The 21,625-nt window shown below is 76.7% G+C and carries 16 protein-coding genes; 12 read left to right on the plus strand and 4 right to left on the minus strand.

Annotation, left to right across the window (positions count from 1 at the left end):
* Positions 1-90 precede the first annotated feature (90 nt).
* Positions 91-2,418 carry a helicase-associated domain-containing protein gene (locus GD970_RS12380; protein ID WP_152203210.1) on the plus strand — a complete coding sequence of 776 codons (2,328 nt, stop codon included), beginning with the start codon at positions 91-93 and terminating at the stop codon, positions 2,416-2,418.
* Positions 2,419-2,443: 25 nt separating this feature from the next.
* Here GD970_RS12380 and GD970_RS12385 read toward each other — a convergent pair whose 3' ends face one another.
* A complete protein-coding gene (locus GD970_RS12385) occupies positions 2,444-3,646 on the minus strand; it encodes an aminotransferase class I/II-fold pyridoxal phosphate-dependent enzyme (protein WP_152203211.1) in 1,203 nt (400 codons plus the stop codon).
* Between the two features lie 149 nt (positions 3,647-3,795).
* Between GD970_RS12385 and GD970_RS12390 the strand changes: the two genes are divergently transcribed.
* Positions 3,796-4,185: a DUF2237 family protein gene (locus tag GD970_RS12390; RefSeq protein ID WP_152203212.1), complete on the plus strand. Its 390-nt coding sequence runs from the start codon at positions 3,796-3,798 to the stop codon at positions 4,183-4,185.
* Positions 4,182-4,610, plus strand: a complete 429-nt coding sequence (locus GD970_RS12395; protein ID WP_152203213.1) for an HIT family protein — start codon at positions 4,182-4,184, stop codon at positions 4,608-4,610. The genes GD970_RS12390 and GD970_RS12395 overlap by 4 nt, the downstream gene beginning before the upstream one ends.
* Positions 4,611-4,613: 3 nt before the next feature.
* Here GD970_RS12395 and GD970_RS12400 read toward each other — a convergent pair whose 3' ends face one another.
* Together GD970_RS12400 and GD970_RS12405 are read right to left on the minus strand one after the other, a co-directional pair.
* Positions 4,614-6,659 carry a YhgE/Pip family protein gene (locus tag GD970_RS12400; RefSeq protein WP_193314928.1) on the minus strand — a complete coding sequence of 682 codons (2,046 nt, stop codon included), beginning with the start codon at positions 6,657-6,659 and terminating at the stop codon, positions 4,614-4,616.
* A complete protein-coding gene (locus tag GD970_RS12405; RefSeq protein ID WP_152203215.1) occupies positions 6,656-9,340 on the minus strand; it encodes an MMPL family transporter in 2,685 nt (894 codons plus the stop codon). Before GD970_RS12405 ends, GD970_RS12400 begins: the two co-directional genes overlap by 4 nt.
* Positions 9,341-9,517: 177 nt before the next feature.
* Here GD970_RS12405 and GD970_RS12410 point away from each other — a divergent pair, with 177 nt between their 5' ends.
* Complete coding sequence (locus GD970_RS12410) at positions 9,518-10,150, plus strand: TetR/AcrR family transcriptional regulator (protein ID WP_170297307.1); 633 nt, start codon at positions 9,518-9,520, stop codon at positions 10,148-10,150.
* Positions 10,151-10,205: 55 nt separating this feature from the next.
* The gene (locus GD970_RS12415) at positions 10,206-11,849 is read left to right on the plus strand and encodes a DNA repair helicase XPB (RefSeq protein ID WP_152203217.1); all 1,644 of its coding nucleotides are present in this window, start codon (positions 10,206-10,208) and stop codon (positions 11,847-11,849) included.
* An 87-nt stretch (positions 11,850-11,936) separates the two neighbouring features.
* Here the strand turns inward: GD970_RS12415 and GD970_RS12420 are convergent, their stop codons facing one another.
* Complete coding sequence (locus tag GD970_RS12420; protein WP_152203218.1) at positions 11,937-12,695, minus strand: type 1 glutamine amidotransferase; 759 nt, start codon at positions 12,693-12,695, stop codon at positions 11,937-11,939.
* A gap of 214 nt (positions 12,696-12,909) precedes the next feature.
* On the opposite strand from GD970_RS12420, the gene GD970_RS12425 reads away from it, so the two are divergent.
* From GD970_RS12425 to GD970_RS12455, 7 genes are all read left to right on the plus strand, one after another.
* The gene (locus GD970_RS12425; RefSeq protein WP_152203219.1) at positions 12,910-14,925 is read left to right on the plus strand and encodes a TPM domain-containing protein; all 2,016 of its coding nucleotides are present in this window, start codon (positions 12,910-12,912) and stop codon (positions 14,923-14,925) included.
* 82 nt (positions 14,926-15,007) lie between these two features.
* Entirely contained in the window at positions 15,008-15,823 is an 816-nt protein-coding gene (locus GD970_RS12430) for a PspA/IM30 family protein (RefSeq protein WP_152203220.1), read from the plus strand.
* Between the two features lie 124 nt (positions 15,824-15,947).
* Positions 15,948-16,520 carry an NYN domain-containing protein gene (locus GD970_RS12435; RefSeq protein WP_152203221.1) on the plus strand — a complete coding sequence of 191 codons (573 nt, stop codon included), beginning with the start codon at positions 15,948-15,950 and terminating at the stop codon, positions 16,518-16,520.
* 5 nt (positions 16,521-16,525) lie between these two features.
* On the plus strand, positions 16,526-18,121 hold the full coding sequence (locus tag GD970_RS12440; protein WP_152203222.1) for an amidohydrolase: 1,596 nt from the start codon (positions 16,526-16,528) through the stop codon (positions 18,119-18,121).
* A 31-nt stretch (positions 18,122-18,152) separates the two neighbouring features.
* Entirely contained in the window at positions 18,153-19,004 is an 852-nt protein-coding gene (locus GD970_RS12445; RefSeq protein WP_152203223.1) for a PhzF family phenazine biosynthesis protein, read from the plus strand.
* An 82-nt stretch (positions 19,005-19,086) separates the two neighbouring features.
* Positions 19,087-19,857 carry a response regulator transcription factor gene (locus GD970_RS12450; RefSeq protein ID WP_152203224.1) on the plus strand — a complete coding sequence of 257 codons (771 nt, stop codon included), beginning with the start codon at positions 19,087-19,089 and terminating at the stop codon, positions 19,855-19,857.
* Entirely contained in the window at positions 19,857-21,557 is a 1,701-nt protein-coding gene (locus tag GD970_RS12455) for a sensor histidine kinase (RefSeq protein WP_152203225.1), read from the plus strand. The genes GD970_RS12450 and GD970_RS12455 overlap by 1 nt, the downstream gene beginning before the upstream one ends.
* The last annotated feature ends 68 nt before the right edge of the window (positions 21,558-21,625 follow it).

Consider the following 21,625-nt stretch of genomic DNA (forward strand, 5'->3'; position numbering starts at 1 on the left):
CCTCAGCTGGCGGCGGCGAGCCACGCGGCGACGCCACGGATCCCGGCCGTCGTCACCGCCCGCCGGCGCCCTCGCCGTAGTGTGGTGCGGATGGCTACTTCGAGGAGGCGCGCCGCGGTCGCGACCGGCACCGCGCTGGTGGCCGAGCTGGCCGGGCGCGACGACGACCGGCTGGCGGCGCTGCTCGTCGCCCGGCCCGACCTGGCCACCCCGCCGCCGTCGTCCCTCACCGCCCTCGCCGCGCGCTCCGGGTCCCGGCCCAGCGTGGAGCGCGCGCTGACCGGGCTCGACACCGTCGAGCTCGCCGTCGCCGAGGCGGCCGTCGCCCTCGCGCCGCTGCACCGCCCCACCCCGGCCGCGCTCACCAAGGCCGTCGGCCTCGACGCCACGCCCGCGCACCGGCGCCTCACCGAGCTCGCCCTGCTGGTCAAGGACCTGCCGGTCCCCGCCCTCGCCGAGGCGCTGGGCCCGCACCCGGCGGGCCTCGGGCCGACGCTGACCGAGCTCGACAACACCGGCCCCGCGCCGGCGACGCACGACGGCGCCGCCCCAGCCGCGCCAACCACCGCCGCCGCGCTCAAGGCGGCCGTGCGCGAGGCGCCCGCGAGCGCGGTCGGGACCCTGGACGCCCTGACCTGGGGCCCGCCGGTGGGCACCGTGGCCGCCGACCACCTGCCCGAGGGCGCCGCCTGGCTGCTCGACCACGGCCTCCTGCGGCGCCTGTCCCCCACCCAGGTCGTGCTTCCCCGCGAGGTCGCCCTCGCCGTCCGAGGCGGACGCACCCACCGCGAGCCGCCCGGCCCGCCGGCCGATGCGGTGCGCAGCTACCCCGCGCCGGTCGTCGAGGCCGAGAGCGCCCGGGCGGCCGAGGAGATCGTGCGGCTGGTGGGCCTGCTGCTCCAGACCTGGCACGCCCAGCCGGCGACCGTGCTGCGCACCGGCGGCATCGGGGTCCGGGAGCTGCGCCGGACCGCCGGGGCGCTGGAGGTCGGCGACGCCGAGGCCGCGCTCGTCGCCGAGCTCGCCGCCATGGCGGGGCTGCTCGCCCAGGAGGGGGACGAGGGCGTGGCGTGGGCCCCGTCGCGCGAGGCCCTCGACTGGCGCGAGGATCCCGTGCCGGTGCGCTGGGCCCGGCTGGCGAGGGCTTGGCTGCGGTCGGCCCGGACCCCCTGGCTCGTCGGCACCCGGTCCGACCCCGGCACCTTGCGGGCCGCGCTCGAGCCCACCCTCGAGCGCGGCTGGGCGGTGGAGCTGCGCACCCGGGCGCTGGGCGTCCTGGCCGAGCTGCCGGCCGGGGCGGCGCCGGACGCCGCCCAGGTGCACGCCCGGCTCACCTGGCACCGCCCGCGCGCCACGGCGCCCGAGCGCACGGTCGCGGCGGTGCTCGCCGAGGCCGAGCTGCTCGGGCTGACCGGGGCGGGGGCGCTGTCCCCGGCCGGGCGGGCGGTCCTCGCCGGGGACGACGTCGACGCCGTCGCTGCCGCGCTGGAGGCCTCGCTGCCCGCGCCGGTGGGTGAGCTGTTCGTCCAGGGCGACCTGACCGCCGTCGTGCCGGGCCGCCCCGAGCCGGAGCTCGCGGAGCTGCTCGCGGCGTGCGCCGACGTCGAGTCCCGCGGCGCCGCGCTGACCGTGCGGTTCACCGCCGGGTCCGTGCGCCGCGCCCTCGACGCCGGCCTGGGCGCCACCGAGCTGCTCGACGCGCTCGCCGCGCGCTCGCGCACCCCGCTGCCCCAGCCGCTGGAGTACCTCGTCCGCGACGTCGCCCGCCGCCACGGTCAGGTGCGGGTCGGCACGGCCGGCGCCTACCTGCGGGTCGAGGACGCCGCCGCGGGCGCCACGCTGCAGGCCGCCCCGGCGCTGGCCGAGCTGGGGCTGCGCAGCATCGCCCCGACGGTGCTGGTCTCCCCGGCCGACCCCGCCGAGGTGCTCGACGCGCTGCACGCCGCCGGGCTGGCGCCGGTGCTCGAGGGCCCCGACGGCACGGTCGTGGTCACCGGACTGGGCGCGGGCGGCCCGCGCCCCGGGCCGCGGGGCCGCAACGGCCGCGTGCGCGGCCTGCCCACCTTCCCCGGCGCGGCCAGCAGCACCTACAGCCGCCGGCTGGACGCGGGCGACCTCGGCGGGGTCGTCGCCCGGATGCAGGCCGGGGAGGAGCAGGCCCGGCGGGACGCCGCCCGCCGCGGCGCCGGCACGCCGGCGGCCACCGACCCGGTGCACGCCCTGGTGGTGCTGCGCGAGGCGGCCGAGGCCGGCGGCGCGGTGGAGATGGTGCTCGTCGGGGCGACCGGCCGGGCGGAGCGACGCCGGGTGCGCCCGGTGCACGTCGACGGCGGGCGGGTGCGCGTGCTGGACCTGGACCGCGAGTCCGAGCTGACGGTGGCGATCCACCGGATCTCGGCGGTGCGGGCGGTCTCCTAGCCCGGTCGGCCGGCCGTGCCCGCGGTCAGGCGTGCGCGGCCTGGAAGGCGAGGATGCGCTCGACCGCCTCGGCCACCGCCGCCGCGCCGGCGGCGAAGGAGAGCCGGACGAAGCGGTGCCCGTTGGCGCCGTCGAAGTCGCTGCCGGGGACGACGGCGACGCCGGCCTCCTCGAGCAGGGCGGCGCACCAGGCCGTGGAGTCGGGGAAGTGGCCCAGCTGCTCACCCAGGTCGGCGTAGAGGTAGAACGCGCCGTCGGCGGGAGCCACCGGGCCCCAGCCGAGCCGGTCCAGCCGGCCGAGCAGGACGGACCGGGTGCGGGCGAAGTCGGCCACCCGCTCCTCCGCCTGGGCGTAGGCGGCCGGGGTGAACGCGCCGAGCGCGGCCAGCTGCGCGGGCGCCGGCGGGCACAGCGCGACGTTGCCGGCGAGGGCGTCCATGGCCGGGGCGAGGTCGGCGGGCATAAGGGCCCAGCCGAGGCGCCAGCCGGTCATGCCCCAGTACTTGGAGAACGAGGAGACGACGACGGCGGTGCGGTCCAGCTCCCAGGCGCACACGCCGCGGGCGTCGGGCGCCGCGGGGTCGGCCGGGTAGGTGATGCCGTGGTAGATCTCGTCGCTGACCAGCCGGACCCCCTGGGCCGCGCACCAGCGGGTCAGGGCGTCGAGCTCGGCGCGGGTGACCATGGTGCCGGTGGGGTTGGCGGGCGAGGCGAGCACGAGGCCGTCCAGCGGCCCGGAGTCCGCGACGACGGCGTCGAGGGCGGCGGGCGTGGGCTGGAACCGGTCGGCGGGGCCGCAGTCGATATCCACCACCTCGCAGCCGAGCGCCCGGAGGATGTTGCGGTAGGCGGGGTAGCCGGGGCGCGCCAGCGCGACGCGGTCGCCCACGTCGAACGCGGCGAGGAAGGCGAGCACGAACGCGCCGGAGGAGCCGGTGGTGATGGCGACGTGCTCGGCCGGGACCCCGAGGCCGTACCAGGCGCGGTAGTGCTCGGCGACGGCCTCGCGCAACGTCCGCAGGCCCAGGGCGCTGGTGTAGCCCAGCTCGAGGCGGTCGGCGTGGGCCTGGGCGGCCAGGCGCTGGACGTCGTCCGGGGCCCCGCCGGAGGGCTCGCCCGCGCACAGCGAGATGACGTCGCGCCCGGCGGCGCGCAGCTGGGCCACCCGGTCCAGGATGTCCATCACCGCGAACGGCGGCACCGCCGCCCGGCCCGCAACCTTGATCATCGCGTCCCCCTTTCCCGGCCAGGGTGTCACAGCCCGGCCGCCCGCCGGTCCCGGGGCGCTGCGCGGGCCCGGCGGCACCCGCGCGCGACCATGCCGCCGCCACGCGCGTCGTCGAGGCGCGCCGGTGCCCCGGCTGCCATGATCGCGGCATGGCGGAGCGCAACGTCCTGGGCGGCGAGCTCGGCGAGTGCGGGACGGACCCGGTCACCGGCTACTACCGCACCGGCCGCTGCATCGCCGACGAGGCGGACCTGGGCAACCACAGCATCTGCGCGGTGATGACCGCCGAGTTCCTCGAGCACCAGCAGCAGCACGGCAACGACCTGCTCACGCCCCGCCCGGAGTGGCTCTTCCCCGGCCTGCGCCCGGGCGACCGTTGGTGCGTCGTGGCGGTGCGCTGGCTGCAGGCCTACGAGGACGGCGTCGCCGCGCCGGTGGTGCTGGCCTGCACGCACGAGCGGGCCCTCGAGGTGGTCCCGCTGGAGGTGCTCCAGCAGCACGCCGTCGACGTGCCCGACGACCCGCGGGTCCTCGAGTGAGCGGCGCCGCGCCCGGGTGCGTCTTCTGCGGCATCGTGGCCGGGCAGACCAAGGCGCACCTCGTGCTGGAGACCGACGAGACCCTCGCCTTCCTCGACGCCCGCCCGGTCTTCAAGGGCCACACCCTGCTGGTGCCGCGCCGGCACGTCGCCACGCTGCCGGACCTGCCGGCCGACCTCGCCGTGCCGTTCCTCACCGGCACCCAGCGCCTCGCCGCGGCGATGACCACCGCCCTGGGCGCCCAGGGGTCCTTCGTGGCGGTGAACAACGTGGTCAGCCAGAGCGTGCCGCACCTGCACGCCCACGTCGTCCCGCGCACCAAGGGCGACGGGCTGCGCGGCTTCTTCTGGCCGCGCACCAAGTACGCCGACGACGCCGAGGCGGCCGGCTTCGCGGCGCGGCTGCGCGAGGCCCTGGGCGGCTGACCCTCAGGCCGTCGCGAGCCCCGCGCGCAGCCGGGCCACCGAGGTCCGCTGCCCGCGCCGGGCGGCCAGCACCCCGGCGCCGAGGCCGGCCGCCGCCCACGCGAGCAGCCCGGCCACGGACCCGGCCACGGAGCTGACCTGCCCGCCGAGCACCAGGTGGGCCAGCCCCTGGGCGGCGAGCGAGACCGGCAGGACGTCGTGCAGCGTGCGGAACACCGCCGGGGCGGTGTCGATCGGCAACAGCCCGCCCAGCGCCGCGCCCTGCACCACGAGCAGCAGCAGGGAGACCATTACGCCGCCGCGGCGGCCCAGCGCCGCGACGAGGGCGTGGTTGACGACGGCGAGCACCGCCGCGGCGAGCAGCGTCAGCCCGACCGCCGCCACCGGCTGGACCGGCTCGACGCCGAGGGCGGGCAGTGCCGCGCCGAGGGCGACGGCCTGCACGAGCGCCAGGAGCACCCCGGGCAGCAGGCCCGCGGCGGCGGCGCGGCGCGCGGTCGCCGGGGCCCGCAGCACCCGGCGCGGCAGGGCCGGCAGCGCCACGAAGGCGACCAGGCCGCCCAGCCACAGCGCCAGCGCGACGACGCCGGGGGCCAACGCGCTGGGCCCGTCCGCCGGGTGGAGCCGCTTCGCCTCGGAGGTCACCGGGGTCGCGATGTTGGCGGCCAGGTCGTCCGCGGCGCCCTGCAGCGCCGGGACCTGCTCGGCACCGGCGCCGAGGCCGTCGGCGAGCTGGGCCGAGCCGTCGGAGAGCCCGCTGGTGCCGCTCGCCAGCGCGTCGGTGCCCTTCGTGAGCTCGTCCGCGCCCGCGGACAGCCGCCCGGTGCCCTGCTCGAGCGTCCCGGCGCCGGCCTGCAGCCGTCCGGCGCCCTCGCTGAGCGTCGCGGCCCCGGACGCCGCGGAGGCGATGCCGTCCCGCAGCGCGGGCGTGGCGTCGGCGAGCCGGCGGGTGCCGTCCGCGAGCGACCCGGCGCCCTCGGCGGCCGAGGCGACGCCCTGGTGCAGCGTAGGGGCGGCGTCGGCGAGGGCGCCGGCGCCGGTGGCGACCCGGCCGGCGCCGGCGTCGAGGGTGCCGGCGGCGGTGGCGGCCTGGCCGAGGGCCGCGCAGAACTCGGCCGACCCGCCGGCCGCGGCGCACTGCTCCGACAGACCCGACAGGGAGGTGGCGAGGGTGCCCGCGCCGGCGGAGACCTGGGAAGCGCCGTCGGCGAGCGTCCTGGTCTGCCCGGGCAGGGCCGCCGCCCCCTCCTTGAGCGACCCCAGCCCGGTGTCGAGGGCCGCGGCGCCGTCGGCGAGAGCGGCGGTCTGATCCGGCAGCGTGGCGGTCTTGTCACGCAGGGTCCCGAGGCCCGTGGCGAGGTTCGCGGCCCCGGCGGAGGCGCTGGCGGCACCGTCGGCCAGGGCGGTCGCGCCGCCGGCGAGCGAGCCGATCCCGGCGGCGAGGTCGCGGGCGCCGCCGTCAACCTTCGCGGCGCCGTCGGCGGCGGCCGCCGCGCCCTCGGCCAGCTGGTCGGCGCCGTCGGCGGCCCCGCCCAGCGCGCTGCCGACGTCGTCGACCCCGCCGAGCAGTCCGGCGACGTAGCTTGTCGTCACCGTGTGCCCGACCGTCGCCGCGGCGGTGGCGGTGACCTGCTCGGCGAGCAGGCTCGTCAGGGCGCTCGAGGCGTCGTTGCCGGTCACCAGCACCCGGGCCTGCCCGGGCGTGCCGTCGCCGAGGGCGGCGATGGTGGCGGAGAAGTCCTTCGGGATGGTGACGACGGCGGCGTAGGTGCCGTCGGCCAGCCCGTCGCGGGCGTCGGCCGCGTCGGTGAGCCGCCAGTCGAGGGCGGCGTCGGCGGGCCGGTCGGGTGCGGTGAGGCCGGCGGCGAGCAGGCGGCCGGCGGCGACCGGCCGGCCGTCCGCGCCGGTGACCATCTCGTCGAGGTTGACCACGGCGGTGGCCAGCCGGTCGAGGTGGTCCACCCGCCCGGACAGGGACGCCAGGGCGGCGGCGCCGCACAGCAGCGGCACCAGGACCGCCAGGATCAGGCTCAGGGCACGGCGGCTCACAGCGCGGCCTCCTCGAGGGCGGGGACGGTGGGACGGTCCAGGCACACCTGCCGCGGGGCGGGCGCCGGCCAGGGCACGGCCGGGTCGCGCCCGGCCAGGACGGTGGTGCCGGACTCGGTCAGCTCGGCGAGGGCCGCCCACCGCCGGGCCGCGCGGGCGGGGTCGGCGTCGGCGCCGTCGACGAGGACGAGCCGGCCGGGCCCGGCGCAGCGGGCCAGGTCCGCCGCGGAGGGGAAGACCGGGAAGAAGGCGGCGCGGGCGCGCACGGCGCCGGCCTCGTCGGGCAGCACCCGGCCGAGGACGACGAGGGTGCCATCCTCGGGGTACAGCCGCCCGGCGACGGCGGCCAGGAAGGCCTGGCGGACCAGCGGGTCGGCCGCGCCGACGGCGACCAGCTCGCCCGGGCGCACGGCGAGGTCCGCGCCGGCCACCAGCGGGGCGCCGGCCTCGTCGCGCACGGTCACCCGCTCCGCCCGCACCGCGGCCGGGCCGTGGGCGGCCTGCCACGCCTCGTGCTCGAGGTGCCGCTCGAGGCCGACGCCCTCGACGTCGAGGGTGGGCAGGCGCCGCTCGAGCCAGTCCGGCAGGGTCCAGGCGTGCCGGCCGAGCAGCGCGAGGACGGCGGGAACGAGGGTCATGCGCACGACGAAGGCGTCGACGAACACCCCGACCGCGAGGCCGAAGGCGATGGGCTTGACGATGGGGTCCCCGGCCGGGACGAACGCGGCGAAGACGGCGAACATGATCACCGCCGCGGCGGCCACCACCCGGGCGCTGGCGGCGAAGCCGGCGGTGATGGCCTCGGCGGCGTCACCGGTGTGCACGTAGTGCTCGCGCATGCGCGAGACGAGGAACACCTCGTAGTCCATGGCCAGGCCGAACAGGACGCCCATGAGGATGATCGGCAGGAAGCTGATGACCGGGCCGACCCGCTGGACGTCGAGGGCGTCGGCGAACCAGCCCCACTCGAACACCGCCGACAGGGCCCCGAAGGCGGCGAGGACGGAGAGCAGGTAGCCGGCGGTGGCCTTGATGGGCACGGCGATCGAGCGGAAGACGACCGTGAGCAGCACGAGGGAGAGCCCGACGACGACGATCCCGAAGGGCACCAGCGCGGCGCCGAGCCGGTCGGAGATGTCGATGGTGACCGCGGTGTGGCCGGTGACCCGCACGTCGGTGAGGTCGTAGCGGTCCTCCAGCCGCGGGGCCAGGTCGCGCAGCGCCCGCACGAGGTCGGCGGTCGAGGCCGCCGTCTGCCCCTCGCGCGGGACGATCTGGACGACGCCGAGGTCGCCGGTGGGGTTGGGGGTGGCCAGCGGCACCGAGGCGACGTCGTCGAGCCCGGCGACGTCGTCGGCGACGTGCCGCATGACCGCGACGGGGTCGGTGGTGCGGATGAGGTCGGCGGTGAGCACCAGCGGGGCGTTGAAGCCGGGGCCGTAGGCGTCGGCGATGAGGTCGTAGGTGACGCGGGCGGGGTCGCCCGGGTCGCGGGCGCCGTTGTCGGGCAGGGCCAGGCGCAGGTCCTTGGCCGGCACGGCCATGACGAGCAGGCCGGCGACGACGACCACGACGGTCAGCGCCGGCACCCTGGTGACCAGGGCGACCCAGCGCCGTCCCAGGGACCGGCCCTGCCCGGCGGTGGCGAGCTCGCGGGCGGCGGCGCGCGAGCCCGGCCGCGGGCGCAGGCGCTCGCCGAGCATGGCGAGGACGGCGGGCAGGGCGGTCAGCGCGACGGCGACGGCGACCGCGACGGCGGCCGCGGCGGCCACCCCCATGACGGTGAGGAACGGGATGCCGGCCACCGCCAGCCCGCACAGGGCGATGACGACGGTGGTGCCGGCGAAGATCACGGCGCTGCCCGCCGTCGCCGTCGCCCGGGCGAGGGACTCCTCCACCGCCATGCCGCCGGCCAGCTGCGCGCGGTGGCGGGACAGGACGAACAGGGCGTAGTCGATCCCCACCGCCAGCCCGATCATCAGGGCCAGGGTCGGGGTGGTGCTGGAGATGTCGGTCAGGCCCGCGGCCAGGACGATCCCGGCCAGGGCCACGCCCACGCCGAGCAGCGCGGTCAGCACCGGCACCCCGGCGGCGACGGCGGAGCCGAAGGTCAGGGCGAGGACCGCGCCGGCGACGACGACGCCGGCGGCCTCGGTGGCGCTGACGTGCACGCCGGTCGTCTGCAGCACCTGGCCGCCCAGGTCGATGCGCAGCCCGGCCGGGTCGTCGGCCGCGAGCGCGACGAGCCCGTCGCGGGTGGCGTCGTCGATGGCCCCCAGCGGCACGGACAGCTGGACCTGCGCCAGGGCGTGGCGCCCGTCGGCGGCGAGGTAGCGCTCCGCCCCGGCGGCGAACGGGTCGGTGACCGCGACGACGTCGGTGACCTCGCGGGCGTCGGCGAGGACCGCCTCGACGTCGTCGGCCCGGTCGGCGATGCGCTCGCCCTCGGGGACGGTGAACAGCAGCTGCCCGCTGGCGCCGGAGACCTGGGGGAAGCGGGTGGCCAGGACGTCGAGGCCGTCCTGGGACTCGGTGCCCGGGATGGAGAAGTTGTCGTTGAGCGTCCCGCCGACGAGGGGCACGCCGGCGCCGAGGACGGCGAGCAGGAGCAGCCAGGCGACCAGGACCAGGCGGCGGCGCCGGGCGACGGCCCGGCCGAGACGGTAGAGCGAGGAGGACACGCATGGCCTTCCGAAGGTGAGTCCCGGGCGCACCCGTCCGGGCGCGCCTCGGTGTTCGAGGGGCGAGCCGGCGGGCCCCGGGTGGGGCACGAGCGGGAACGATACATTTGCGTATCGGATACAGCAATGCATCGAGATGCCCGAGGGATGTGGCGTTCGCCGCTAGGGTGTTTGCCCGTGGACGACGAGCAGGCCTCCCCGCCGCGGCGGCGCGCGAACACCCGCGCCCGCCTGCTGGAGGCCGCGGTGGATGTCTTCGCCCGCAACGGGGTGGCGAGCACCACGGTCGACGACCTCGTCGCCGCCGCCGGCTACACCCGCGGGGCCTTCTACTCGAACTTCTCGAGCATGGACGAGGTCTTCTACGCCCTGTTCGAGGCCCGCTCCTCGGAGATGCTCGAGGCGGTGCGCCAGGCGCTGGCCGCCATCCCGCGCGAGGAGCTCTCCCCCGACTCCGTCGGCCGGGTCATCGACGCGATCGAGCCCGCCGGCCGGCGCTGGCACATCCTGCAGGCGGAGTTCAGCCTGCTGGCGATGCGCAAGCCCGAGGCGCGGGCGGCCTACCGGGCGTTCCGCAGCCGCTTCAGCGCCGAGTTCCTCGAGGTGACCCGCGAGGCCCTGGCCGCCATGGGCCGCCGGCCGGTGGTGCCGGTGGAGCAGATCGCCGAGGCGCTGGCCGCCATCTACGTCAGCTCCCTGACGGCGGAGACGATCGAGGACGACACGCTGCGACCGCGCGAGGCGCTGCGCAGCCTGGTCCCGGCGGTGCTCGTCGGGCTGTCGCGGGAGGGCACGGACGGCGAGGGCTAGGGTCCCGTGACCAACCACGCACCGCGGGCGCGGCCCCGCGAGGGAGAATGACCAGATGCCCGACGGCCCCCTGATCGTCCAGTCCGACAAGTCGATCCTGCTCGAGGTCGACCACCCGCGCGCCACCGAGGCGCGGCGCGCCATCGCGCCCTTCGCCGAGCTCGAGCGGGCCCCCGAGCACGTGCACACCTACCGCCTGACCCCGCTGGGCCTGTGGAACGCGCGCGCCGCCGGCCACGACGCCGAGCAGGTGGTCGCCGCGCTGATCGAGTACTCCCGCTACCCGGTCCCGCACGCGCTGCTCATCGACGTCGCTGAGACGATGGACCGCTACGGCCGGCTCCAGCTGGTCCAGCACCCCACCCACGGGCTGGTGCTGCACGCCCTGGACAAGCCGGTCCTGGCCGAGGTGCTGCGCTCCAAGCGGGTCAAGGGCCTGCTGGGCGAGCGGCTGGACGACCAGGACGTCGTCGTCCACCCCTCCGAGCGCGGCCACCTCAAGCAGGTGCTCGTCAAGCTCGGCTGGCCCGCGGAGGACCTGGCCGGCTACGTCGACGGCGAGGCCCACCCCATCGACCTGGCCCAGGACGGCTGGCACCTGCGCCCCTACCAGGAGGAGGCGGTGGACACCTTCTGGCACGGCGGCTCCGGCGTCGTCGTGCTGCCCTGCGGCGCGGGCAAGACGATCGTCGGCGCCGGCGCGATGGCGCGGTCGCGGACGACGACGCTGATCCTGGTGACCAACACCGTCTCGGCCCGCCAGTGGCGCGAGGAGCTGGTGCGGCGCACCACCCTGACCGAGGACGAGATCGGGGAGTACTCCGGCGCCCGAAAGGAGGTCCGGCCGGTCACCATCGCCACCTACCAGGTGCTCACCACGAAGCGGAAGGGCGTCTACACCCATCTGGAGCTGCTCGACGCCCACGACTGGGGGCTGATCGTCTACGACGAGGTGCACCTGCTGCCCGCGCCGATCTTCCGGATGACGGCGGACCTGCAGGCGCGTCGCCGCCTGGGGCTGACCGCGACGCTGGTGCGCGAGGACGGCCGGGAGGACGAGGTCTTCTCCCTCATCGGCCCCAAGCGCTACGACGCGCCGTGGAAGGACATCGAGGCCCAGGGCTACATCGCCCCGGCCGAGTGCATCGAGGTGCGCCTGACGCTGCCCGACCACGACCGGATGGTCTACGCCACCGCCGAGCCGGAGGAGAAGTACCGCCTGGCGGCCAGCGCGCCGGGCAAGGTGCGGGTGGTCGAGCAGATCCTCGCCCGCCACCCCGGGGAGCAGACGCTGGTCATCGGCCAGTATCTCGACCAGCTCGAGGAGCTCGCCGAGGACCTCGACGCCCCGCTCATCACCGGGCAGACCACCGTGACCGAGCGCCAGCGCCTCTTCGACGGCTTCCGCCGCGGGGAGATCCCCATGCTCGTGGTCTCCAAGGTCGCCAACTTCTCCATCGACCTGCCCGAGGCGTCGGTGGCCGTGCAGGTGTCGGGGTCCTTCGGCTCCCGGCAGGAGGAGGCCCAGCGCCTGGGCCGGCTCATGCGGCCCAAGGCGGACGGGAAGACGGCGCACTTCTACGCCGTCGTCGCCCGGGACACGGTGGACCAGGACTTCGCCGCCCACCGCCAGCGCTTCCTGGCCGAGCAGGGCTACGCGTACACGATCGTCGACGCCGAGGACCTCGCCACGGCCTGACCGCGACGCCGACGCCCCGGGGCCAGTGACCAGAACGCCATTCCGGCTGCAGCCGGAATGGCGTTCTGGTCACGGGGTGGGGCGGCGTTACGCGGCGAGCGTGGTCTCCGCGGCGACGCGCACCTGGGCGGCGAACGCCTGCGCGATGGCCCGGCCGACCGGGGCGACGTGGGCGTCCTGCGCGCGGGCCTGGGCGAGGACGGCGGCGGCGTCCTCGCCCTCGGACGCGGCCCAGCGGGCCAGCAGCTCGGGCGAGGCCTCGGGGTGGAACTGCACGCCCAGGGCGGAGCCGACGCGCATGGCCTGGAACGGGTACATGGCGGAGAAGGCCAGCCACCGGCCGTCGGCGGGCAGCTCGACGACGGCGTCACCGTGCATGGAGGGCACCAGCGCGCCACCGAGCTCGCCCGCCGGGGCGACGTCGGGGGCCGCGGCCGCCATCGCGCGACCGAGGACGGGGTCCTCGCCGGCCTCGGGGCGCCACATCACCGGCACGACGCCGCTCTCGCGCCCGGGCGGCGGGGCGACCTCGACGCGGCCGCCGAGCGCGGCGGCGAGGAGCTGGTGGCCCAGGCAGATGCCCAGCACGGGCACGTCGGCCGCGACGGCGTCGGTCAGGAGGCGGCGGGTGGCGGGCAGCCACGGCGCCCGCTCGTCGTCGTAGGCGTTCTGGCTGCCGCCGAGCACGAGGAGCCCGGCGCCGAGCTCGTCGACGGCGGGCACGGGCGCGCCGTCGTCCAGCCGGACCACCCGGGTCTCGACGCCCTCGAGCCAGGCGGCGAACCTGTCGAGGGGGACGTCCGGATCGTGCTGCAGGACGGTAAGGACGGGGAGGGTCTCGAACATTGATCCACGGTAAAACGCGTCTGCCCCCGTTGTGTAGGGCCTGCGCCACATCTGTCGCGGACGTCCGGGCGGCGCTCACGCCGGCCCGCCTCCCTCGTTCCGGACCGACGGCACCTGGACGACCGGCCCGACCAGGAAGTTCCCCCGCTCCTCCCACCGCGAACGCCGCGCGGTGCTTATTGCGCCCACTCGCAAGGACCGCGAGGATCGCCGCGTGAGACCCGTCACCGCCCTGCGGACCCTGGCCGCCGTCGCCCTCGCCGGGCTGCCCCTGCTCACCCTCGCGGGTCCGGCCGCCGCCGAGCCCCCGCAGAACCTCACCACGCAGGTGACCGACACCGCCGACGTGCTCACCAGCGCCGAGGAGCAGGAGGTCCAGCAGGCCATCAAGCAGGTCCAGTCAGACACCGGCCAGCTCGTCTACGTCACCTTCGTCCCCGACTTCTCGGGCGAGACCGGGGAGCAGTGGGCAGCGGACACGGCCACCGTCTCCGGGCTGGGCCCGAACAACATCCTGTTGGCCGTGGGCGTGGACATCCGGAAGTACGGCATCGGCCGCCACACCGCCTCGCCGGTGGACCAGCAGGAGCTGCAGTCCTTCACGGACTCCGAGGTCGCGCCCAAGCTCGGCAACGGCGACTGGGCGGGCGCTGCCATCACCTTCGCCCAGGGCGTGGGCGACCTCTCCCAGGGCAAGACCCCCGGCGCGAGCGGCGGGGGCGGCGGGATGGGCGCCTTCGGCACCGTCGTCGTCGTCGGCCTCATCGTCATCCTGGCCGTGGGCGCCTTCCTCATCCTCAAGCGCCGGCGCGAGACCGGGGCGCGCCGCCCGGCCGGGCGGGCCCTGCCCAAGGACCACCCGCTCAACCTGCCCACCGAGGAGCTCGCCAAGCGCGCCGGCACCGCCCTGGTGGGCGCCGACGACGCCATCCGCAGCTCCGAGGAGGAGCTCGGCTTCGCCAAGGCCCAGTTCGGGCTCCAGGCGACCGACCAGTTCACCGCCGCGCTCGCGGAGGCGAAGACCCGGGCGCAGCGGGCGTTCCAGCTGCGCCAGCAGCTCGACGACGACATCCCCGAGACCGAGCCGCAGCAGCGGCAGATGTACGCCGAGATCCTCCAGCTCACCACCGAGATCGACCAGACGCTGCGGGCCCAGACCGAGCAGTTCGCCAAGCTGCGCAACATGCAGGCCCGCGCCCCGCAGGTGCTCGACGAGCTCGACCAGCGGGCCACCGAGGTGGCCCAGCAGATCGAGAGCGCGCGCGTGGAGCTGGCCGAGCTGGCGACCCGCTACCCGGCGGCGACGCTCGCCTCCATCGCGAAGAACCCCGACCAGGCCAAGGCGCTGCTGGCCTCGGCGCGGCAGTCGGTGGCCGACGGCCGGGCGAAGGTCCAGGAGGGCGACCGGGCCACCGCCGTCACCCACGCCCGGGTGGCCGAGCAGGCGATCGGGCAGGCGGACACCCTGCTCAAGAACGTCCACGGCGCCGGCGCCGCGCTGGCCGAGGCCGGCGCCCGCCTCGACACGGCGCTGGCCTCGATCACCGCCGACGTGCGCGACGCCAACCGGCTCGCCCCCACCGACCCCGTGGTCGGGGCCCGGCGCAAGGAGGCCGAGGCGGCCATCGCGCAGGGCAACCAGGCCCGCGGCGGCGCCGGCGACCCGCTCGCCGCGCTGCAGCGCCTGGCCGCCGCGGAGGCCGCCATCGACGCCGCCCTCGCGCCGGCCCGCGCGGCGGACGAGAACAACCGGCGCGCCGCCGCCCAGCTCGCCGACCGGCTGGGCCGGGTCAACTCCCAGATCCAGGCCGTGTCGGACTTCATCGCCACCCGCCGCGGCTCGGTCGGCTCCGAGGCCCGCACCCGCCTGTCGGAGGCGAGCCGCCTGGCGGCGGAGGCCGCCCGGCTGTCCGGCTCCGACCCGGCCGCCGCGCTGCAGACCGTCATCCAGGCCGAGCAGATGGCCACCACCGCCCAGCAGCTCGCAGAGCGCGACGCCAACCGGTTCGACGACTACAGCGGCTTCGGCGGCTGGGGCGGCGGCTACGGCGGCGGGCGCCGCGGCGGCATCGACGTCGGCTCCCTCATCCTCGGCGGCATCCTCCTCGGCGGCGGCCACGGCGGCTGGGGCGGCGGCTGGGGTGGCGGCGGCGGCTTCGGCGGCGGAGGTGGCGGCTTCGGCGGCGGAGGTGGCGGCTTCGGCGGCGGAGGCGGGGGCGGCGGCTTCTGAGGAGAGCGAGCAGGCAGTGATTTTTGGCAGGCGGCGCGGCCGCACCAGCTCAGCGCTAACGACAACCAAGAAGGGCACCACCATGGCAGAGAAGCAGAGCATCCTGGGCCGCATCGCCCAGCTCACCCGGGCCAACATCAACGCGATCCTCGACCGGGCCGAGGACCCGCAGAAGATGCTCGACCAGCTCGTGCGCGACTACACCTCCTCCATCGCCGAGGCCGAGGACGCCGTGGCGGTGACCATCGGCAACCTGCGCCTGGCGGAGCAGGACCACGCCGCCGACGTCGCCGAGGCACGCGACTGGGGGCAGAAGGCGCTGGCCGCCGCGCAGAAGGCCGAGCAGGTCCGGGCGCAGGGCAACGAGTCCGAGGCCGCTCGCTTCGACAACCTCGCCAAGGTCGCCATCGGCAAGCAGATCGCCGCGGAGAACGAGGCCAAGGCCGCCGAGCCGATGATCGCCTCGCAGAACGAGGTGGTGGAAAAGCTCAAGGTCGGCCTGCAGGACATGCGGGTCAAGCTCGACGAGCTGAAGTCCAAGCGCGACCAGCTCGTCGCCCGCGCCAAGAGCGCCCAGGCGCAGAAGCAGGTCCAGGGCGCCATCGCCTCCATCAACATCATGGACCCCACGAGCGAGATCGCCCGGTTCGAGGAGCAGGTGCGCCGCGAGGAGGCGTACGTCGCCGGCCAGGCCGAGCTGCAGGGCTCCTCGCTCGAGGACCAGTTCGCCGAGCTCGAGGACTACGGCCGCAACGCCGAGATCGAGGCGCGGCTGGCCGCCCTCAAGGGCGGCACGAGCGCGCCCCAGCAGATCGGCGCCACCGCTGCCGGCTCCACCGGGGCCGACGAGGGCTCCGCCGCGGTCAACGACCCGGCGGAGGACAAGACCACGTACTGACGCCGTGCGGTGCCCCGCACCGGCGTGAGACATCGAGGCCCCGCCTCCGGCCGCAGCGCCGGATGCGGGGCCTCGCCGCGGGCAATGGTGCCGGACGCGCCACGTCGCCAACTACGCTGAGCGCATGTCCGAGAGCGCTGACCGCACCACGTACCTCCTCGTCGACGGCGAGAACATCGACGCGACCCTGGGGATGAGCGTGCTCGGCCGCCGGCCCGAGCCCGCGGAGCGGCCGCGCTGGGACCGCATCCTCCACTTCACCCAGGAGGTCTGGCACGAGGACGCCCGCGGGCTGTTCTTCCTCAACGCCACCAGCGGGCAGATGCCGATGAGCTTCGTCCAGGCGCTGCTGGCGATGGACTTCCGCCCCATCCCGCTGGCGGGCACCGGCACCGAGAAGGTCGTCGACATCGGCATCCAGCGCACGATGGAGGCCATCCTCGCCCAGGGCACCGGGGACGTCCTGCTCGCCTCGCACGACGGCGACTACATCCCCCAGGTCGAACGCCTCCTCGACGACGGCCGCCGGGTCGGCGTGCTGTGCTTCCGCGAGTTCCTCAACTCCGAGCTGGCCGGGCTCACCGACCGCGGCCTGAAGATCTACGACCTCGAGGACGACCTGGGCGCCTTCAACGCCGTCCTGCCGCGCGTGCGGATCATCCCGCTCGCCTCCTTCGACCCCAACCGCTACCTGTAGGCCCCATGTCCTCCCCCGCCGCGGCCGCCCGGCCCGGCACCGTCCCACCCGGCACGCCTGCCCGCACCGCCCCGCTGCTGCTCCGGCGGGTGCGGCTCGTCCCGGTCGCCCCGCGCGCCGGCCACACCCCCGCCCCGGCGGCCCCCGACGCCCCGGTCGACCTGCGCATCGCCGGCGGCGTGGTCACCGCCGTCGCCCCGCGCCTGGACCCGCGGCCCGACGAGCCGGTGCTCGACGCCGCCGGCCGGTGGGCCGCCCCGGGGCTGTGGGACCGCCACGTGCACCTGGGCCAGTGGGCCGGCACGTTCGGGCGCCTCGACCTTTCGACGGCGGACAGCGCCGCCGCCGTCCTCGACCTCGTCCGCGCCCGCCTCGCCGGCCACCCGCCCGGGCGCCCCCTGCTCGGGTTCGGCTTCCGCGACGCCCTGTGGCCCGACGCCCCCACCCTCGGCGCGCTCGACGCCGTCGCCGGGGCCACCCCGGTCGTGCTCAGCTCCGGCGACGTCCACAGCGGCTGGCTCAGCTCCGCCGCGCGCGCCCTGCTCGGCCTGCCGGCCGGCGCTCCCGGCGACGACGGGCTGGTGCGCGAGGGCCCGTGGTTCGCTGCCCTCGCCAGGGTCCCGTCGCTGCCCGGCGCCGACGCGGCGGCCGGCTACCGCCAGGCGCTCGCCGAGGCCGCAGCCCGCGGCGTCGTCGGCGTCGTGGACGTGGAGTTCGCCGCGAACGAGCGCGAGTGGCCCGAGCGGATCGGCCAGGGCCTGGACCTGCTGCGGGTGCGCGCCGGGGTCTACCCCGACCGGCTCGAGGCGGTCCTCGCGGCCGGGCTGCGCACCGGCGACCCGCTGCCCGGCGGGGCCGGGCTGGCCACCATGGGCCCGCTGAAGATCATCTCCGACGGCGCCCTCAACACCCGCACCGCCCACTGCCGCGACGCCTACCCCGTCCCCGGCGACGCCGGGCACCCGCACGGGGTGCAGTCCGTCGGACCGGACGAGCTCGCCCGGCTGCTGCGCCGCGCCCGGACGGGCGGGCTCACGGTCGCCCTGCACGCCATCGGCGACGCCGCCGTGGGGCTGGCCCTGGACGCCTTCGCCGCCACCGGTGCGCGCGGCAGCATCGAGCACGCCCAGCTGCTCACCGCCGCCGACGCCGCCCGGATGGCCCGCCTCGGCGTGGTCGCCAGCGTCCAGCCGGCGCACCTGCTCGACGACCGCGACGTCGCCGAACGGGTCTGGGCCGGGCGCACCGGGGACGCCTTCCCCTTCCGCACCCTGCTGGACGCCGGCGTCCCCCTGGCCTTCGGCTCCGACGCGCCGGTGGCCCCGCTGGACCCGTGGCTGGCCATGGCCGCCGCCGTGCACCGCAGCGCCGACGAGCGCGCCCCCTGGCACCCCGAGCAGCAGCTGGGGGTCGCCGAGGCGCTGGCCGCGAGCACCGACGGGCAGGGCACGCTGGGCGCCGGCTCCCGCGGCGACGTCGTCCTCCTCGACGCCGACCCCCTCGCCCCGGCGGCGACGACGGCGGAGGCCGCCGCCCGCCTGCGGGCGATGCCGGTGGCCGCGACGGTGCTGGGCGGGCGCGTCACCCACGACGCGCGCTGAGCCCGGGACGGCCCCCGCTACCGTGAGCACCATGAACCCGCGCCGCTTCGCCCAGGTCGACGTCTTCTCCGCCGAGCCCTTCCGCGGCAACCCGGTCGCCGTCGTCGTCGACGGCGAGGGCATCAGCGACCACGACATGCAGGCGTTCGCCCGCTGGACGAACCTGTCCGAGACCACCTTCCTGCTGCCGCCGACCACGCCGGAGGCGGACTACCGGGTGCGGATCTTCACCACCGACGAGGAGCTGCCCTTCGCCGGGCACCCCACGCTCGGCTCGGCCCACGCCTGGCGCGCCGCCGGCGGCACCCCGCGCACGCCCGGCCGGCTCGTCCAGGAGTGCGCCGCGGGCCTGGTCGAGCTGCGCGAGCGCGACGGGCGGTGGGCCTTCGCCGGGCCGCCGCTGACGCGGTACGAGCCGGTCGACGAGGCCACCCTGGCCCGGGCCGTCGCGGGGCTGCGGCTGGACCCGGCGGACGTGCTCGACAGCTCCTGGCTGGTCAACGGGCCCGTGTGGATCGGGCTGCGTCTGGCCTCCGCGGAGCAGGTGCTCGCCATCCGCCCGGACTTCGGCCGGCTCGGCGACCTGTTCGTCGGCGTCGTCGGCCCCTACCCCGAGGACGACGGCGCCGCCGGCGGGGACGAGCGCCCCGACCTGGAGGTCCGCGCGCTCATGGGCACCGGCACCGAGGACCCGGTCACCGGCAGCCTCAACGCCGGCGTCGCCCGCTGGCTCATGGACACCGGCGAGGCCCCGGCGGCCTACCTGGCCGCCCAGGGCACCGTGCTGGGCCGGGCCGGGCGGGTGCACGTGGCGGCCGAGGACGGCGAGATCTGGGTGGGCGGGGACACCGCGACCGTCGTCGAGGGCACCGTGCGGATCTGAGCGGCCGGATCCGAGGGTCGTCCCAGCCTCGCACCAGCGTGCTCCCAGGCAACCTCCAGCGACCGGCGCCACACTGGGAGCCATGGACGCCACCACCACCTCCCGCTCCCCGCGCCGCCCCGCCGGGGAGAAGCCGGCCGAGGCCCAGCTGCTGGTGGTCGACGACGAGCCGAGCATCCGCGAGCTGCTCTCCGCCTCGCTGCGCTTCGCCGGCTTCGACGTCGTCACCGCCGAGGACGGCAACGCCGCCGTGCGCGCGGCGGCCCAGCAACGTCCCGACCTCGTCGTCCTCGACGTCATGCTCCCGGACATGGACGGCTTCACCGTGCTGCGGCGCCTGCGCGCCCACGGCGACACCATCCCGGTGCTGTTCCTCACCGCCCGCGACGACATGACCGACAAGGTCCAGGGCCTGACCGTCGGCGGGGACGACTACGTCACCAAGCCGTTCAGCCTCGAAGAGGTCGTCGCGCGCATCCGGGCGATCCTGCGGCGCACCCGCCCGGCGGAGGAGGACGACGACGCCGTGCTGCGCTACGCCGACCTCGAGCTGGACGAGGACGCTCACGAGGTGCGCCGGGCCGGCCGGCTCGTCGAGCTCTCCCCCACCGAGTTCAAGCTGCTGCGCTACCTGATGATCAACGCCGAGCGGGTGGTGTCCAAGACGCAGATCCTCGACCACGTGTGGGACTACGACTTCGCCGGCGACGCCGCGATCGTGGAGTCCTACATCTCCTACCTGCGCCGCAAGCTCGACTCCGCGGCCGCGCTGGGACTGGGCCCGGACGCCGACATCCGCCCCCTGATCCACACCCGCCGCGGCGTCGGCTACGTGCTCCGCCAGCAGAGCTGATGCGGCGCCACCCGCGCGAGGGGCACCACCCCCGCGAGCGGCACCCCGCCCGCGAGCGGTGGCGCGCCGTGCCGCTCAGCGCTCGGCTCGTCACGATCATCACGGTGCTGCTGCTCGTCGGGCTGGCCAGCGCGGGGATCACCACCCTGACCGTCCTCCACGCCCACCTCGTCCAGCAGGTCGACGACGAGCTGACCTCGCGCGGGGAGGAGCTCGCCGAGCGCACCGTCGACCAGCTCGTCGCGGGCCGCGCCCAGCAGGCGATCCTGCCGTCGAACTACTACCTGGCGATCCAGCTCCAGGGCGGGCACACCGTCGAGATCCCCAACCCGCACCTGCAGCAGCAGCTCGGCACGCCCCGGCTGCCCTCCGTCGACCTCGACGACCTCGACCGCACCCCCACGCCGGTCACGCTGGACGGGAACGGCTCCCACATCCACTGGCGAGCGGTGACCTACCCGCTCAGCGCCGGCGGCCCCACAGTCGGCGCGGTCACGGTGGCCCTGCCCCTGGTGTCCGTGGACGCCACCATGGCGAGCACCGGCAAGCTGCTGGTCGTCTCCGGGCTGCTCATCGCGGCCCTGGGCGCCCTGGCCGCCTGGGCGGCGGTGCGCCGCTCGCTGCGCCCGCTGCGCGAGATCGAGGCCACCGCCGGCGCGATCGCCGCGGGCGACCTGTCCCGCCGCGTCCCGGCCCAGCCGCCGACGACGGAGGTCGGCTCGCTGGCCCACTCCCTCAACGTCATGCTCGCCCAGATCGAGCAGTCCTTCGCCGCGCAGCGGGCCTCGGAGCAGCGGATGCGCCGGTTCGTCTCCGACGCCTCCCACGAGCTGCGCACCCCGCTGTCGACCATCCGCGGCTACGGCGAGCTGTACCGCATGGGCGGGGTCGCGGACGTCGGGCAGGCGATGAGCCGCATCGAGGCCGAGGCCAAGCGGATGGGCGCGCTCGTGGAAGACCTCCTCCAGCTCGCCCGCCTGGACGAGGGCCGCCCGCTGGACCTGCGCCCGGTGGACCTGACGGCGGTGGCGGCCGACGCCGTCGCCGACCTGCGCGCCGTGGCCCCCGACCGCGCCGCCCGGGTCGTCGCGCTGACCGGCGACGGCGCGCCGGCGCCGCTGACGGTGCGGGCGGACGAGAACAAGATCCGCCAGGTCGTCGCCAACCTCGTCGGCAACGTGCTCCAGCACACCCCGGCCGGCACCCCGGTGGAGATCGCGGTCGGACTGCCCGAGGACGGCTGGGCGCTGCTCGAGGTCCGCGACCACGGGCCCGGCATCGCCCGGGAGGACGCCGACCGGGTCTTCGAGCGGTTCTTCCGCGTCGACCTCTCGCGCACCCGCAGCTCCGGCGGCTCGGGCCTCGGCCTGGCCATCGTCGCCGCAATCATGGGCACCCACGACGGCGGCGTGCGGATCGTGCCCACCCCCGGCGGCGGCACCACCGTGCAGGTCGCCATGCCGATCGCCGGGCCCCGGGAGAAGCCGCCCGCTCCGGCGCCCGCTCCCCCGGACGCCCCGGCGCCGGCACCGCCGGCCACCGGCGAGGCCGCCGCGGTCCTCCGTGACCCGCCGGCGCCCGCCCACGAGGCCACGCGCCGCGAAGGGCCCGACACCCCGGCGCCCGCCGCGGAGGGCGGACCGGGCCAGGCCGCGCCGTCGTCCCGGACGACGCCGGCGCGCACCCCGGACGCCGACTAAGACGGGCCGGGCGGCCGCCGCGAATGTCGAACGGCCGGGCGCCCCACCAAGGGACGCCCGGCCGTTCC

Origin of the sequence: Georgenia thermotolerans, assembly GCF_009193185.1 — a bacterium.
Taxonomy (GTDB): domain Bacteria; phylum Actinomycetota; class Actinomycetes; order Actinomycetales; family Actinomycetaceae; genus Georgenia; species Georgenia thermotolerans.